Here is a 14,726-nt window from a genome sequence, read left to right on the forward strand (position 1 = left end):
GCGCCCCCGCCCTCCGCGCGCCTCGGTCCGCGTGCCTGCGCCCGCGCGGCGCGCCCGGGGGGGGCGGGCCCGGCCCCCCCCCCCCCCCCCCCCCCCCCCCCCCTCTCATGCGCTTCGGTCAGGCCGTCAGCTTCGTCAGGGCCGCGTCGATCCTGGCGAGGGTCTTCTCCTTGCCCAGGACCTCCAGGGACTCGAAGAGCGGCAGGCCGATCGTGCGGCCGGTGACGGCGACACGGACCGGGGCCTGGGCCTTGCCGAGCTTGAGGCCGTGGGTCTCGCCGGCGGCCAGGACGGCCTCCTTGAGGGACTCGGCCGAGGTCCAGTCCGCGGACTCGAGCTTCTCGCGGGCCGTGCGGAGGAGGGCGTCGGAGCCCTCCTTCATGGCCTTCGTCCAGGACGCCTCGTCCTCGACCGGCTCGGCCAGGAAGAGGAAGTCGACGTTGTCCGTGATCTCCGACAGCACCTTCAGGCGGGTCTGCGCGTGCGGGGCGACGGCCTGCCACTTGGCCTCGTCGAAGTCCTCCGGTGCCCAGGGGGCGAACGGGGCCCGCAGCCACGGGGCGCAGCGCTCGGTGAAGTCCTTCACGTCGAGCAGCCGGATGTGGTCGGCGTTGATCGCCTCGCACTTCTTCAGGTCGAAGCGGGCCGGGTTGGGGTTCACGTCCGCGATGTCGAAGGCCGCGACCATCTCGTCCATCGTGAAGATGTCCTGGTCGGCCGAGAGCGACCAGCCCAGCAGGGAAAGGTAGTTGAGCAGTCCCTCGGGCAGGAAGCCGCGCTCCCGGTAGAGGTTGAGGGAGGACTGCGGGTCGCGCTTGGAGAGCTTCTTGTTGCCCTCGCCCATCACGTACGGCAAGTGGCCGAAGGACGGTACCGACTTGGCGATGCCGAGGTCGATCAGCGCCTTGTACAGGGCGATCTGACGGGGCGTCGAGGAGAGCAGGTCCTCGCCGCGCAGGACGTGGGTGATCTCCATGAGGGCGTCGTCGACCGGGTTGACGAGCGTGTACAGCGGGGCGCCGTTGGCTCGTACGATCCCGTAGTCCGGGACGTTCTCCGGGGTGAACGTCAGCTCGCCGCGGACCAGGTCGGTGAAGGTGATCGTCTCGTCGGGCATCCGGAAGCGGACGATCGGCGTGCGGCCCTCGGCCTTGTACGCCTCGACCTGCTCGGCGGTGAGGTCGCGGCAGTGGCCATCGTAGCCGGACGGTCTGCCGGCGGCGCGGGCGGCGTCGCGGCGGGCGTCCAGTTCCTCGGTGGAGCAGTAGCAGTCGTAGGCGTGGCCGGCGTCCTGGAGCTTCTTGGCGACGTCCTTGTAGATGTCCATGCGCTGCGACTGGCGGTAGGGCGCGTGCGGGCCGCCGACCTCGGGGCCCTCGTCCCAGTCGAAGCCCAGCCAACGCATGGCGTCGAGGAGTTGGCCGTAGGACTCCTCGGAGTCGCGGGCCGCGTCGGTGTCCTCGATGCGGAAGACCAGCGTGCCCTGGTTGTGCTTGGCGAAGGCCCAGTTGAACAGGGCGGTGCGGACCAGGCCCACGTGCGGGTTGCCGGTCGGCGAGGGGCAGAAACGGACACGGACTGCTGGGGCGGATGCGCTAGCCACGCTTGACAACCTTGTTGGTGAGAGTGCCGATGCCTTCGATGGTGACGGCGACCTCGTCGCCGACGGTGAGCGGTCCGACGCCTGCCGGGGTGCCCGTGAGGATCACGTCGCCGGGGAGCAGCGTCATGGCCTCGGTGATGTTGACGATCAGGTCCTCGATCGAGTGGATCATCTCGCTGGTGCGGCCGAGCTGCCGCTGCTGGCCGTTGACCGTGAGCTGGATGGTGAGGTCGCTCGGGTCGAGGTCCGTCTCCACCCAGGGGCCGAGCGGGCAGGAGGTGTCGAAGCCCTTGGCGCGGGCCCACTGCTTCTCGCGCTTCTGGACGTCCCGCGCGGTGATGTCGTTGGCGCAGGTGTAGCCGAGGATGACGTCCTTGACGCGCTCGCGCGGGACCTCGCGGCACATCCGGCCGATGACGACGGCCAGTTCGGCCTCGTGGTGGAGGTCCTCGGTGAAGGAGGGGTACTGGATGTCGTCGCCGGAGCCGATCACCGAGGTGGACGGCTTGAAGAAGGCGAAGGGGGCGTCCGGCACCTCGTTGCCCAGTTCCCTGGCGTGCTCGGCGTAGTTGCGGCCGTAGGCGACGACCTTGTTCGGGAGCACCGGCGGCAGCAGCCTGACCTTGCTCAGCGGGACCTTCGTACCGGAGAGTTCGAAGTCCGCGAACGGGATGCCCTTGATGATGTCGAGGACGAGCTCGTCCGGCTTGTCGCCCTCGACCGCGCCGAAGGCGACGTTCCCGTCGATGGAGAATCTGGCGATGCGCACGGGATCCCGGCACCCCTCACTGAGCTGGCTGGAGTCTGACGCTCCAGGCTAACGCGGTGCGGGACCCCTGCTCGCGCGATTACTCGGCGGCGGCGCCGACCGGGATCTCGGTGAGGATGGTGCGGCGCGGGTTGGCGGTCTGGGCCGGCAGGTCGAGCGAGTGTTCCTGCTGCTCCGGCGTCTGCAGCGCGTCGGCGTCCGAGAGGTGCGCCAGTGTCGTGCGTCGCGGGTTGGCAATGTTGCGGAACATCATCGTCGTCTTCACTGTTGTACTCGACCCTCGTCAATGTCTTGGGTGGGTGGTTGGCAGATTGTGCCCTCGTGTAAAGCGTCAGGCTAAACATCCAATTCCCGGCCGAACGCGTGAAGAGCCCATGATCCGTGTGTGAGTTTGCTCACCACGCTGTAGGCATACCGGCCAATTCGGACCCCCAACTCACCTCAACGAAACGGACATTGCCCACCTGAAGCTGTCATTCCGCTCCTGATCATGGCGACTTGGGCACATCCCTCACGCGGCGGGATGGTGCGGATTTGCCCACTTTGGAGTGAATAGCTTTCTACGTCTCGTGACACTGTCCTCACGGGGTGTCACACAGGTCACAGCCTGGCCTACGGGCCTTGTTGGAGATCCGGCACTGTGCTGGAATTCCACGGACCGCCGCAGAATCAGCCCGGCGCGCAGGGGGCGCAACGCAGCGCCGAGGGCGGCGGAAGGGGGAGCAGCGCCGGTCACTCACGACCACACATGGGGTGCGCGTTCAGGGCGCTCCCCAAGACGCCGACACCGTCCTTCCGTTCGCGCGGGGGACGCCTGGTCCAGAGGTTGCGACGCTAGTGCAGGGACGTTTCAAGAGGGATGGCAGTGCTCCGGCGGAGCCGGAGCCGCATGGCGGGGCTGGCCCCAACACCGGCAGCTCCTCGCCCCAGCACGCCCAGAACCCGGGCCCGGCACCGTCAGGTGAAGGCGGGGCCCCCGGGCGCCCCGGTGTGTCCGCAGCCCCGACCCCCGCGCCCCCGGTGAAGCCGCCCAGCGGCACGCCCGGACCCGGCTCGCGCGTCGCCCTGCGCAACTGGCGCATCTCCACGCGCCTGGTGTCGCTGCTCGCGCTCCCCGTGGTCGCGGCCACCTCGCTGGGCGCCCTGCGCATCAGCGACTCCATGACCGAGATCCAGCAGCTCGACAACATGAAGCTGCTGACGGACATGACCAAGCAGGCCACCGAGCTGGCCACCGCGCTCCAGGAGGAGCGCGACCAGTCGGCCGGCCCCCTGTCGCACGGCGTCAAGGCCACCGACTACCAGATCAAGGGCTACGAGGAGAAGACCGACCGGGCCCGCGACAACTTCATCAACTCCTCGGAAGAGGTGGACAGCGCCAGCAGGAACGGAAACCTGCAGGGCGTCCGCGAGACCGTGGTCGGCCTCGCCACCGAGTTGGACAACCTCGACAAGATCCGCAAGACGGCCTACCAGTCGAAGAGCAACTCGACGCAGACGGTCGACGCCTACCACCGTCTGATCACCCAGCTGCTCGGCCTCTCGCAGGACATGGCGGAGGCGACCAGCAACACGGAGATGATCCAGCGCACGCGCGCCCTGGCCGCCTTCTCCTCGGCCAAGGAGTTCGCGTCCGTGCAGCGCGCCGTCATCGCGGCGGCCCTGCCGGCCAACAACACGACGATCGGCAAACTCTCCGACAACGACAGGCTGTACGCCGACTCCGCGCTGGAGAGCGAGAAGTCGGACCTGAGCATCTTCCGCAACATCTACGGCGACCAGGGTGCCGAGCAGCTCATCCAGCCGATCGAGGACGGCAACGCCACGATCGACGCCGCGGACAAGTACGCGGACCGCGCCCTCGCCAACACGAACGGCCTGGCCTCGCTGGACAAGCGGTCGTACAAGGACTGGATCGACGACAGCTCGACCAAGATCGAGCAGATGAAGAAGATCGAGCACACGCTCCTCGAGGACATGGAGCAGAAGGCCCGCGAGCTGCGCTCCGCCTCCGAGCGCGAGGCGATCATCTCCGGTGCGCTGATCCTGCTCGTGCTCGGCGTCTCCCTCGTCGGCGCCTTCGTCATCGCCCGCTCCATGATCCGCTCGCTGCGCCGGCTCCAGGAGACCGCCAACAAGGTCGCCCAGGACCGGCTGCCCGAGCTGGTCAAGCAGCTCTCCGAGTCCGACCCGCAGGACGTCGACACGTCCGTGGAGTCGGTCGGTGTGCACTCCCGGGACGAGATCGGCCAGGTGGCCGCGGCCTTCGACGACGTGCACCGCGAGGCCGTCCGCCTCGCCGCCGAGCAGGCCCTCCTGCGGGGCAACGTCAACGCGATGTTCACCAACCTCTCGCGCCGCTCCCAGGGCCTCATCCAGCGTCAGCTCTCGCTCATCTCCGAGCTGGAGTCCCGCGAGGCCGACCCGGACCAGCTGTCCTCCCTCTTCAAGCTCGACCACCTCGCGACCCGCATGCGCCGTAACGGTGAGAACCTTCTCGTTCTCGCCGGTGAAGAGCCCGGTCGCCGCTGGACCCGCCCGGTCCCGCTGGTCGACGTGCTCCGCGCCGCCGCCTCCGAGGTGGAGCAGTACGAGCGCATCGAGCTCTCCTCCGTGCCGACCACCGAAGTGGCCGGCCGCGTGGTCAACGACCTCGTGCACCTGCTCGCAGAGCTGCTGGAGAACGCGACCTCGTTCTCCTCGCCGCAGACCAAGGTCAAGGTCACCGGTCACGCGCTGCCCGACGGCCGCGTGCTGATCGAGATCCACGACACCGGTATCGGCCTCTCCCCCGAGGACCTCGCGGCGATCAACGAGCGGCTCGCCTCGCCGCCCACCGTGGACGTCTCGGTCTCCCGCCGCATGGGTCTGTTCGTGGTCGGCCGGCTGTCCCAGCGCCACGGCATCCGCATCCAGCTGCGCCCGTCCGACTCCGGAGGTACGACCGCGCTGGTCATGCTCCCGGTCGACGTCGCCCAGGGCGGCAAGAAGCCCGCTCCGGGCAAGCCCGGCCAGGCCGCTGTCGGTGCGGCGGCTGCCGCCGCCGGTGCCGGTGCGGCCCGCCGGGGCAACGGTCAGGGCGGCTCCGCCCTCGGCGCCGGTGCGCCGGGGAACGGCGGACTGCTCGGTGCCGGTGCCGCTCCGCGCGGCCAGGTCGGTTCAGGTCAGGGCCCGCGGGCCGCGCTGCCCGGTGCGGGCGGTGGACGTCCGGGTGGTCCGGGTGCTCCCGGCGGTGCGCGTGGGCCCCAGGGTCCCTCGGCGCCGCAGGGCCGTCCCGCCGCCGGCTCCGGTGCCGGTCTCTTCGGCCAGGCGCCCGGTGCCCCGCAGGGTCTCCAGGCCGCCGGTCCGGGTGCTCCGCAGGGCTTCGGCGACGGACGCCAGGACGCCTTCGGCGGGACTCCCCCTCAGCAGCAGAACGGCGCGGTTCCCCCGCAGCGCGCGAACAACGAGCCCGAGCCGCCCCGTGGCGGTGGCCGGCGCCGCGGGCGTCAGCCGCAGCTCCCGCCGCGCGGTGGTGCGCGGGCCGAACTGCCGGGCGGCAACGACCAGCGCCCGAGCTGGAGCGACGAGAACGCGCAGCCCCCGCTGGGCCGCGGCAACCTCGACGCCCCGCGCGGTCACGACGAGCGCGACGCCGAGCAGACCTCCCGGATGCCGCGCATCGACGACCGTCAGGGCCCCGGCACCCAGGAGATGCCGGCGATCCCGCGCCTGGACGCGCAGGACAGCAGGCAGTTCCCGCGCCCGGGCACCAGTGGACCGCAGGACACCGGCTCCTTCCCGCGCCCCGGTGCGGGCGGCCCGCAGGACACGGGTTCCTTCCCCCGGCCGAACCTCAACGGGTCCCAGAACACGGGCCAGTTGCCTCGTCCGGGCGCCAACGGAGCACCGGCCAACGGCCAGTTCCCGCGGCAGGACTTCGAGCCCCCGCGTCCCGGCTCCAACTCGCAGCAGAACGGCGGCCAGTTCGTCCGCTCGGACGTCTTCGGCTCCCCGAACAGCCCAGCCAACAACCCGTCGAACCCGGCCAACACGGGACAGTTCGCTGTCCCGCAGGCCTACGACGGAAGCTCCACCGGCCAGTTCGCGACGCCCGGTTTTGACAACGGGTCCACCGGTCAGCACAATCTGCCGGGCCGTCAGAACCCCGGGAACACCGGGCAGTTCGACCGTCCGCAGGTCAACGGGAATCGCAACGGCGCCGACTTCGGCACCGCGCGGCCGCCCGCCCCGCAGCGTCCCACCCGCCAGGAGCCCGAGGCGTTGCCGCCTGCCACGGGTCCCGGCGACGGCAGGACGCCGCTGTACGACACGCTGGAGACCAACTGGTTCCACGGCCAGCAGGCGGAAGCGCAGAGCCAGAGCAACGGCTCCGCGCCCGCCCCGCAGCCGCAGGCACCGCAGGCTCCGGCGACACCCCCTCAGCGTCCCACGGGCGGTACCTGGCGCAGCTCGCCGAACGACGATCTCGTTCGGCAGGCGGAGCGCGTACGGCAACCGGCCGCGGGCGGCGTCACCACCTCCGGCCTGCCGCGCCGGGTGCCCAGGGCGAACCTCGTCCCGGGTACGGCTCAGCAGCAACAGCACCAAACCGGTCCGCAGGTCTCGCGTGCGCCTGATGACGTACGCGGCCGGCTGACCAATCTCCGTCGGGGCATCGCACAGGGCCGCCAGGCCGGTACGGGTACCGGCCAGACCGGCAGCTTCCCCAGCCCCACTCACCAGCAGGAGCGTTAGTTGAGCCAGATGAGCCAGGCGGCACAGAACCTCAACTGGTTGATAACCAACTTCGTGGACAACACCCCCGGTGTGTCCCACACCGTCGTCGTATCCGCCGACGGACTCCTTCTGGCCATGTCGGAAGGCTTCCCGCGCGACCGCGCCGACCAGCTCGCGGCCGTGGCCTCCGGGTTGACCTCGCTGACGGCCGGGGCCTCCCGGATCTTCGAGGGCGGCGACGTGGCACAGACGGTCGTCGAGATGGAGCGGGGATTCCTCTTCCTCATGTCCGTCTCGGACGGCTCGTCGCTGGCGGTGCTCGCGCACCCCGAGTGCGACATCGGCCTCGTCGGCTACGAGATGGCACTGCTCGTCGACCGCGCAGGGGCGGTTCTCACACCGGACCTGCGCGCCGAACTCCAGGGCAGTCTGCTTCACTGACCGGCCCCGGCACCACCCGTCTCACCAAAACACCGTCCGGCCGCCACAATCCCCCCACCGGCCCTGTCAGACGGCTAGCCCGACCGACTTGCGCTCCCGCCCGGAGGATTCATGACCCCGCCCACCGCCTCTCATGATCCGTACGCCGAGCCGTACGGGGACGAGGGCGACCAGCCGCTGGTACGTCCTTACGCGATGACCGGCGGCCGGACCCGGCCGCGCTATCAGCTCGCCATCGAGGCACTGATCAGCACCACGGCCGACCCGGCAGCGCTGATGGGACTGCTCCCTGAGCACCAGCGCATCTGCCACCTGTGCCGTGAGGTCAAGTCGGTCGCGGAGGTGTCGGCACTCCTCGCCATGCCCCTCGGTGTGGCGCGGATCCTCGTCGCGGACCTCGCCGAGGCCGGACTGGTGGCCATCCACCAGCCGGGCGGCGACGAGAACAACGGCGGCGCTCCGGACGTGACGCTGCTCGAAAGGGTGCTCAGTGGACTTCGCAAGCTCTGACGGAGGGCGGGCGACCACCTCCGCGAAGATCGTGGTGGCGGGTGGCTTCGGCGTCGGCAAGACCACGTTCGTGGGTGCCGTCTCCGAGATCAACCCGCTGCGCACGGAGGCCGTCATGACGTCCGCCTCGGCGGGCATCGACGACCTCACCCACACCGGGGACAAGACCACCACCACGGTGGCCATGGACTTCGGCCGTATCACCCTGGACCAGGACCTGATCCTGTACCTCTTCGGTACGCCGGGTCAGGACCGCTTCTGGTTCATGTGGGACGACCTGGTGCGCGGCGCGATCGGCGCCGTCGTCCTGGTCGACACCCGCCGTCTCGCCGACTGCTTCCCCGCGGTCGACTACTTCGAGAACAGCGGGCTGCCCTTCGTCATAGCCCTCAACGGGTTCGACGGCCACCAGCCGTACAACCCGGAGGAGGTGCGCGAGGCCCTGCAGATCGGGCCGGACGCGCCGATCATCACGACGGACGCCCGGCACCGCTCGGACGCCAAGAGTGCGCTGATCACGCTGGTCGAGCACGCACTGATGGCCCGGCTCCGGTAGCTGTTGGCGGGCCTCGACATGCAGTTTTCAAGTCGGCAGCGCCATACGGCAGTTGTCGTAGACACCCCGGAGCCGGCTGTGGCCTTTGACACGGCCGGCCCCGGTGTTCATAACGTTTCGGCAGAGGAATCCGGTGGTACCGCAACGCGTCGCGGTCAGCCGGTGCCACTGCGCTAACAAAGCCCCGCCTTTTGGCGGGGCTCGCTCTTTATGACCGTTTTATCTGGGGCTTACATCACTCGGAATCCGCGGTTCCGACTGTTTGGAATCGCGCAGGCTGACGTGCTGGAATGCCTGAACTGCCCAATAGTCAACGACGTACTGATAGTCAGAGCTCGTTGACGGGCCTGAGACACTGCGGCACGAGGATAGGTGCCGACCGCCGGAAGGTTGTTGGTCGAGTGAGGCGAAGCAAGAACGGTCCCGAGCCGTCGGCCCGGGGCAACTTCACCCCGCCGCCGCGCGGAGCGGCGCCCGCCCCTGTGCCAGGCTCGGAGCCCTCGGCACCACCCCCTCCCAGCGGGGGCCGTTTCTCGCCCCGCAACTGGCGGGTGCCGACCCGGCTGAACGCGATCCTGCTCATACCCGTGGCCGTCGGCCTCGTGATGGGCGGCTTCCAGGTGAAGAACTCCATCGACACCTGGCAGAACGCCCAGGACGCGGAGAACACCGCGCGCCTGGTGCAGGCCGCGCTGACGTACAGCAACGCGATCCTCGTCGAGCGCGACGTGAGCGCCGAGCCGCTGCTGGAAGGCAAGGGCAAGAACGACAAGACGGTCGCCACCGCCCGCACGGCGACGGACCAGGCCGCGGACGAGTTCGACAAGGCCGCCCTGAAGATGCCGGACCGGGCCAACCTGAAACGCCGCCTGGCCAACTTCAAGAAGGTGGAGCCGCAACTCGCGCAGATCCGCACGATCGCCTACACCTCCAAGGTGACGGGCGTGAAGACCGAAGAGGCCTACACCAGCGTCGAGCAGCCGCTCCTCTCCTTCACCAACGAACTCGGCCTCGGTACCGGCAACATCACCAGTTATGGCCGCTCGCTCTACGCCATCGCCCTGGCCAAGGGTGCGGTGTCCCTGGAGCGCTCCATCGGCATCCACCTTTTGATCAGGCCGGGCACCAGCACCACGAGCCTGCAGCAGCAGCGCACAGCCCTCACCTCGTACGCCTACCTGGAGGGCATCGGCATCCAGGAGTACCAGTACGGCGGCACCGCCGAGGACGTGGCCACGCTGCAGGCGGCCGAGACGAAACTCAAGTCCGACGCCACGGCGATGGTCAAGCAGGCAGCGGCCCAGAGCAAGGACTATGTACCGCCGCCGTCCGACGACCCGACCGACATGGTCAAGGCCATGTCGCAGCTGCAGACCACGGACCCGGCCGCGCGCCAGGCCCTCGCCGCCAAGGGCGTCAGCGTGACGAACTGGTGGGGCGCCACCACCCTGAAGTACGACGCCTACCGCAAGATCGAGTCCGACAAGGCCGAGATCGCGGTGAACGAGGCCTCGGACATCGCCGACAACGCCAAGCGTGACGCCATCATCACCGGTGCCGCCGTCGTCGTCGCCCTGCTCCTCGCCTTCATCCTCGCCGGTACCGTCGCCCGCCAGATGAGCCGCGCGATGCGCCAGCTGCGCAACGCGGCCTTCGGCATCGCCGAGCAGCGCCTGCCGATGCTGGTCGACCAGCTCTCGCGCACCGACCCCGGCCGCGTCGACACCCGCGTCCAGCCGATCCCCATCACCACGACGGACGAGATCGGCGAAGTCGCCAGAGCCTTCGACCAGGTCCACCGCGAGGCCGTCCGGCTCGCCGCCGAGCAGGCTCTCCTGCGCGGCAACATCAACGCGATCTTCACCAACCTCTCGCGCCGCAACCAGTCCCTGATCGAGGGCCAGCTGACCCTGATCACCGACCTGGAGAACAACGAGGCCGACCCGGACCAGCTGGAGAACCTCTTCCGCCTGGACCACCTCGCGACCCGTATGCGCCGCAACGGCGAGAACCTCCTGGTCCTCGCCGGCGAGGAGCCCGGCCGCCGCTGGGACCAGCCGGTCCCGCTGGTCGACGTGCTGCGCGCCGCCTCCTCCGAGGTGGAGCAGTACGAGCGCATCGAGCTCTCCGGTGTCCCGGAGGCCGAGATCCACGGCCGCGCGGTCACCGACCTCGTGCACCTGCTCGCCGAGCTGCTGGAGAACGCGACGACGTTCTCCTCGCCGCAGACCAAGGTCCGCGTCACCGCGACCCGTCTCCCCGACGGTCGCGTGATGATCGAGATCCACGACAAGGGCATCGGCCTCACCGCCGAGGACTTCGCGGACATCAACCACAAGCTGGCCAACCCGCCGACCGTGGACGTCGCGATCTCCCAGCGCATGGGCCTGTTCGTGGTCGGCCGGCTGTCCGACCGGCACGGCATCCGCGTCCAGCTCCGCCCCTCGGGCGAGCAGGCCGGCACCACCTCGCTGGTCATGCTGCCGGACGCGATCACCCACGGTGGCGGTGGCGAACAGCAGCTCCAGCGCGACGAGTTCACCGTCTCGCAGATCATGCCGGAGCAGCCGCAGTACCAGGGTGAGGACTTCAACCACACCCCGATCCGCACGGCCGCCGAGCTCGGCTTCGACGACACCCGCTACCCCGAGGTGCCGGACGACATCCGCGAGCTCGACCCGGTGGGCCGCTCGCTGATGCGCGAGGAGCGCAGGGCGGCCCTGGAGTCCCAGAAGCCGGGCCAGGAGGCCCTGGAACCGGGCGCCTACCCGGAGTTCACCGAGTTCGAGGAACCGCAGCAGCAGCCGTACGCCGAGAACGGCCAGCAGGCGTACCAGGAGCAGCCGACGGCGTACACCGGGCAGCCGGCGTACGAAGAGCAGCAGCAGACGTCGTACGGCGAGCCGCTCCAACCCTCGTACGACGAGCAGTACTTCGCGCCGAACGGCAACGGGACGCAGAACGACACCTTCGCCGACTCCTTCCCGTCGAACGGCGGTTACCCGGAGCCCGGGTATGCGGAGCCGGTGCGGGAGGAGCACGCGTCGGCGCACGCCGCGGCCCCGGAGACGTATACGGGCTTCGAAGAGCCGTCCTATCAGGATGACTGGCCGCAGCAGGACGGTTACCGCAACGGCTACCCGGACCAGTACGCTCCGGAAGCGGAATCTTCGCAGGCCGCTGACGTGAGTGAGCGGGATCACGTAGGCTTCGAGCGTCCGGGACCGGCCCCCTCGGCTGTTCACGCGCTGACCGACGCCGGGCTGCCGCGCCGCGGTTCGGCCGCGAAAGGCACCAACGGTTCGCAGCCCGCGCGCCAGGAGTCGACGGCTTCCGCCCCGGAGAGCAGCACCAACATCTTCGGTACGGCGAACGGCACCGCGAACGGAAACGGCAGCGCCAACGGCAGCACCGGGACCGTGGACTGGCGCTCGGCGAACGACGAGCGGTGGCAGCAGGCCTCGGCGCTGAAGAAGCCGAAGGCCGGCGGGGTCACCTCCTCCGGCCTGCCGAGGCGGGTGCCCAAGGCCAACCTGGTCGAGGGCACCGCCGAGAGCACCCCTCAGGGCGGCCCCCAGGTCTCCCGCGCTCCCGAGGACATCCGGGGCAGGCTCAGCAACCTGCGCCGCGGGGTCCAGCGGGGACGCAGTGAAGGAAGCGAAACGAACGGTCAGGGCTTCGGCTCTGGCAGCACCTACAACCAGGAGCGTTAGTGTGAGCCCGATGAGCCAGGCGGCGCAGAACCTGAACTGGTTGATCACCAACTTCGTGGACAACACCCCCGGTGTGTCCCACACGGTGGTGGTCTCCGCCGACGGACTCCTTCTGGCGATGTCCGAAGGTTTCCCGCGCGACCGTGCCGACCAGCTGGCGGCCGTCGCGTCGGGTCTGACCTCACTGACCGCAGGTGCCTCGCGCATCTTCGAGGGCGGCAGCGTGAACCAGACGGTTGTGGAGATGGAGCGGGGATTCCTCTTCATCATGTCCGTGTCCGACGGTTCCTCCCTCGCGGTTCTCGCACACCCCGAGGCGGACATCGGCCTCATTGGGTACGAGATGGCCCTTCTGGTGGACCGCGCGGGCACGGTCCTGACCCCTGACCTTCGAGCAGAGCTCCAGGGGAGCCTTCTCAACTAACAGACGGACGGTGCGTTTTGGCGTCCCGAGGCCATAAGGTTTCGGGACGCGGCTCCACATTGATGGGTGCCCGGCACAGTCGGAGGAGGAGAAAGTGGCAACACCCCCAGGCGGTTCGTCTTCGGGCAACTGGTCGTACGGCCCCGGTCAGGGGCAGGGCGACGGTTCCCAGAACCGGTACAACTTCCCCTCCGCACCGTCCCCGCGTCACCCTCAGTACCCGCAGGGCCCCGGTCCGTCACCGTACGACCAGCCGCCGGCGCCGCGCATCCAGCCCGTGCAGCCGCACCGACGCTCCCCCGAGGCGGCGCCCGCGGGTTCGTCGAGCAATCCCCTGGTGCGTCCGTACGCCATGACCGGCGGCCGGACCCGCCCCCGCTACCAGCTCGCCATCGAGGCGCTGGTGCACACCACCGCGCAGCCGCACCAGATGCAGGGTCAGTTGCCCGAGCATCAGCGGATCTGCAACCTCTGCCGGGAGATCAAGTCGGTGGCCGAGATCTCGGCCCTCCTGACGATCCCTCTCGGTGTGGCCAGGATCCTCGTCGCCGACTTGGCGGAGGCGGGCCTGGTCGCCATTCATCAGCCCGGCGGCGACGAGAACGCCGGCGGCCAGCCAGACGTGACACTGCTCGAAAGGGTGCTCAGTGGACTTCGCAAGCTCTAGCGGCGGTCCTTCCCGCTCCACCACCTCGGCGAAGATCGTGGTGGCGGGTGGCTTCGGCGTGGGCAAGACCACGTTCGTCGGGGCCGTCTCGGAGATCAACCCGCTGCGTACCGAGGCCGTCATGACGTCCGCTTCCGCGGGCATCGACGACCTCACCCACACCGGAGACAAGACGACCACCACGGTCGCCATGGACTTCGGTCGCATCACCCTGGACCAGGACCTGATCCTGTACCTGTTCGGCACCCCCGGCCAGGACCGCTTCTGGTTCATGTGGGACGACCTGGTACGAGGCGCGATCGGCGCGATCGTGCTCGTGGACACCCGCCGTCTCGCCGACTGCTTCCCCGCGGTCGACTACTTCGAGAACTCGGGCCTCCCCTTCGTCATCGCCCTCAACGGCTTCGACGGCCAGCAGCCGTACAACCCGGACGAGGTCCGGGAAGCGCTCCAGATCGGCCCGGACACCCCGATCATCACGACGGACGCGCGGCACCGGGCCGACGCGAAGTCGGCGTTGATCACGCTGGTGGAGCACGCGCTGATGGCGCGGCTGCGGTAACTCCGAACTCGCTTGTGTCGAGGGGCCCTTTCCTGCCGGAATGGGCCCCTTCGTCGTATCGCCCCCTGCCACAATGGACGCTCTTCGGTTCGGCGAGGGGGACTGGATGAGCGCGGAGGCGGCGGCATTACGGCTGGGCACGACCGTGGCGAACACGGCGGCGCAGACGTGGCTCGGGGGCAAACGGAGGGAGCAGGAACGCCGGCTGCCGATGGAGGATCTCGTACGGCTACGGGTCCCGGGGTTGCGCCAACAACGCAGCGTCCGGCGGCAGTTCGAGGGAATGGCCGACGCCGTCGCCGAACGGATCGAACCGTTCCTGGCCCAGGAGTTCCGTGGCCTCGACGAGAGCAGCCGGGAGGCCGCGCTCAACGGGGTGTGCGACACGTTCGCGCGCGCCGACCTGTCCGACGAGGCGGTCCTCGCGGCCGACGCGCAGCCGGCCGAGCTGATCCGCCGCATCACGCGATCGGTGAGCCCACCGGTCGGCCTGAGCGAGCCCGAGACGCGGCTGTACGAGCTTCTCTTCAGCGAGTGCTGCGAGTACTACGTCAGCATCGTGCGGACGCTGCCGGTCTTCGAGGAGCGGACGCTGGCCGAACTGCTGGCCCGCGCCAGCTCGTTGAGCGACGGGGTCGCCCGCGTTCTCGAACGGCTCCCGGACCGTTCGCTGTTCGCCCCCGACGGCACGGACAAGGACCAGGAGTTCCGCCGCTGGTACATGCAACTGGTGAGCAACAACCTTGACGAGGTCGAGCTGTT

The 14,726-nt window shown here is 69.4% G+C and carries 11 protein-coding genes and 1 pseudogene; 9 read left to right on the forward strand and 3 right to left on the reverse strand.

What is annotated here, in order from left to right:
* Nucleotides 1-118: 118 nt before the first annotated feature.
* The 3 genes from gltX to ACFXC1_RS20710 form a co-directional block, all read right to left on the reverse strand.
* Complete coding sequence (gltX, locus tag ACFXC1_RS20700; protein ID WP_381244616.1) at nt 119-1,603, reverse strand: glutamate--tRNA ligase; 1,485 nt, start codon at nt 1,601-1,603, stop codon at nt 119-121.
* Nucleotides 1,596-2,372 carry a fumarylacetoacetate hydrolase family protein gene (locus ACFXC1_RS20705; protein WP_019068715.1) on the reverse strand — a complete coding sequence of 259 codons (777 nt, stop codon included), beginning with the start codon at nt 2,370-2,372 and terminating at the stop codon, nt 1,596-1,598. Before ACFXC1_RS20705 ends, gltX begins: the two co-directional genes overlap by 8 nt.
* Nucleotides 2,373-2,451: 79 nt before the next feature.
* Nucleotides 2,452-2,637: a hypothetical protein gene (locus ACFXC1_RS20710; protein WP_019068714.1), complete on the reverse strand. Its 186-nt coding sequence runs from the start codon at nt 2,635-2,637 to the stop codon at nt 2,452-2,454.
* Nucleotides 2,638-3,209: 572 nt separating this feature from the next.
* Between ACFXC1_RS20710 and ACFXC1_RS20715 the strand changes: the two genes are divergently transcribed.
* The 9 genes and pseudogenes from ACFXC1_RS20715 to ACFXC1_RS20755 all read left to right on the forward strand — a co-directional run.
* Nucleotides 3,210-7,109 carry a nitrate- and nitrite sensing domain-containing protein gene (locus ACFXC1_RS20715; protein WP_381244618.1) on the forward strand — a complete coding sequence of 1,300 codons (3,900 nt, stop codon included), beginning with the start codon at nt 3,210-3,212 and terminating at the stop codon, nt 7,107-7,109.
* A gap of 9 nt (nt 7,110-7,118) precedes the next feature.
* Nucleotides 7,119-7,532 (forward strand): roadblock/LC7 domain-containing protein, encoded by a 414-nt coding sequence (locus ACFXC1_RS20720; RefSeq protein ID WP_005479910.1) that lies wholly within the window; start codon nt 7,119-7,121, stop codon nt 7,530-7,532.
* Between the two features lie 111 nt (nt 7,533-7,643).
* On the forward strand, nt 7,644-8,042 hold the full coding sequence (locus ACFXC1_RS20725) for a DUF742 domain-containing protein (protein ID WP_019058642.1): 399 nt from the start codon (nt 7,644-7,646) through the stop codon (nt 8,040-8,042).
* Nucleotides 8,023-8,598, forward strand: a complete 576-nt coding sequence (locus tag ACFXC1_RS20730) for a GTP-binding protein (protein ID WP_006375318.1) — start codon at nt 8,023-8,025, stop codon at nt 8,596-8,598. Before ACFXC1_RS20725 ends, ACFXC1_RS20730 begins: the two co-directional genes overlap by 20 nt.
* 401 nt (nt 8,599-8,999) lie before the next feature.
* The gene (locus ACFXC1_RS20735) at nt 9,000-12,311 is read left to right on the forward strand and encodes a sensor histidine kinase (protein WP_381244620.1); all 3,312 of its coding nucleotides are present in this window, start codon (nt 9,000-9,002) and stop codon (nt 12,309-12,311) included.
* Between the two features lie 10 nt (nt 12,312-12,321).
* Nucleotides 12,322-12,735, forward strand: coding sequence for a roadblock/LC7 domain-containing protein (locus tag ACFXC1_RS20740; RefSeq protein WP_005479603.1), 414 nt, complete (start codon nt 12,322-12,324; stop codon nt 12,733-12,735).
* 94 nt (nt 12,736-12,829) lie between these two features.
* Nucleotides 12,830-13,402: a DUF742 domain-containing protein gene (locus ACFXC1_RS20745; RefSeq protein WP_381244622.1), complete on the forward strand. Its 573-nt coding sequence runs from the start codon at nt 12,830-12,832 to the stop codon at nt 13,400-13,402.
* Entirely contained in the window at nt 13,383-13,964 is a 582-nt protein-coding gene (locus ACFXC1_RS20750; protein ID WP_009314218.1) for a GTP-binding protein, read from the forward strand. Before ACFXC1_RS20745 ends, ACFXC1_RS20750 begins: the two co-directional genes overlap by 20 nt.
* Nucleotides 13,965-14,070: 106 nt before the next feature.
* A pseudogene (locus tag ACFXC1_RS20755) lies at nt 14,071-14,556 on the forward strand (NACHT N-terminal Helical domain 1-containing protein); the annotation flags it as partial.
* Nucleotides 14,557-14,726 lie beyond the last annotated feature (170 nt).

Origin of the sequence: Streptomyces hokutonensis, from assembly GCF_042751305.1 — a bacterium.
In the GTDB taxonomy this organism is placed as follows: Bacteria; Actinomycetota; Actinomycetes; order Streptomycetales; family Streptomycetaceae; genus Streptomyces; species Streptomyces hokutonensis_A.

Excerpts from the sequence above, each read along its gene's own strand:
- ACFXC1_RS20740 (WP_005479603.1), top strand. The coding sequence starts at position 12,322 with ATGAGCCAGGCGGCGCAGAACCTGAACTGGTTGATCACCAACTTCGTG.
- ACFXC1_RS20720 (WP_005479910.1), top strand. The coding sequence starts at position 7,119 with ATGAGCCAGGCGGCACAGAACCTCAACTGGTTGATAACCAACTTCGTG.
- ACFXC1_RS20725 (WP_019058642.1), top strand. The coding sequence starts at position 7,644 with ATGACCCCGCCCACCGCCTCTCATGATCCGTACGCCGAGCCGTACGGG.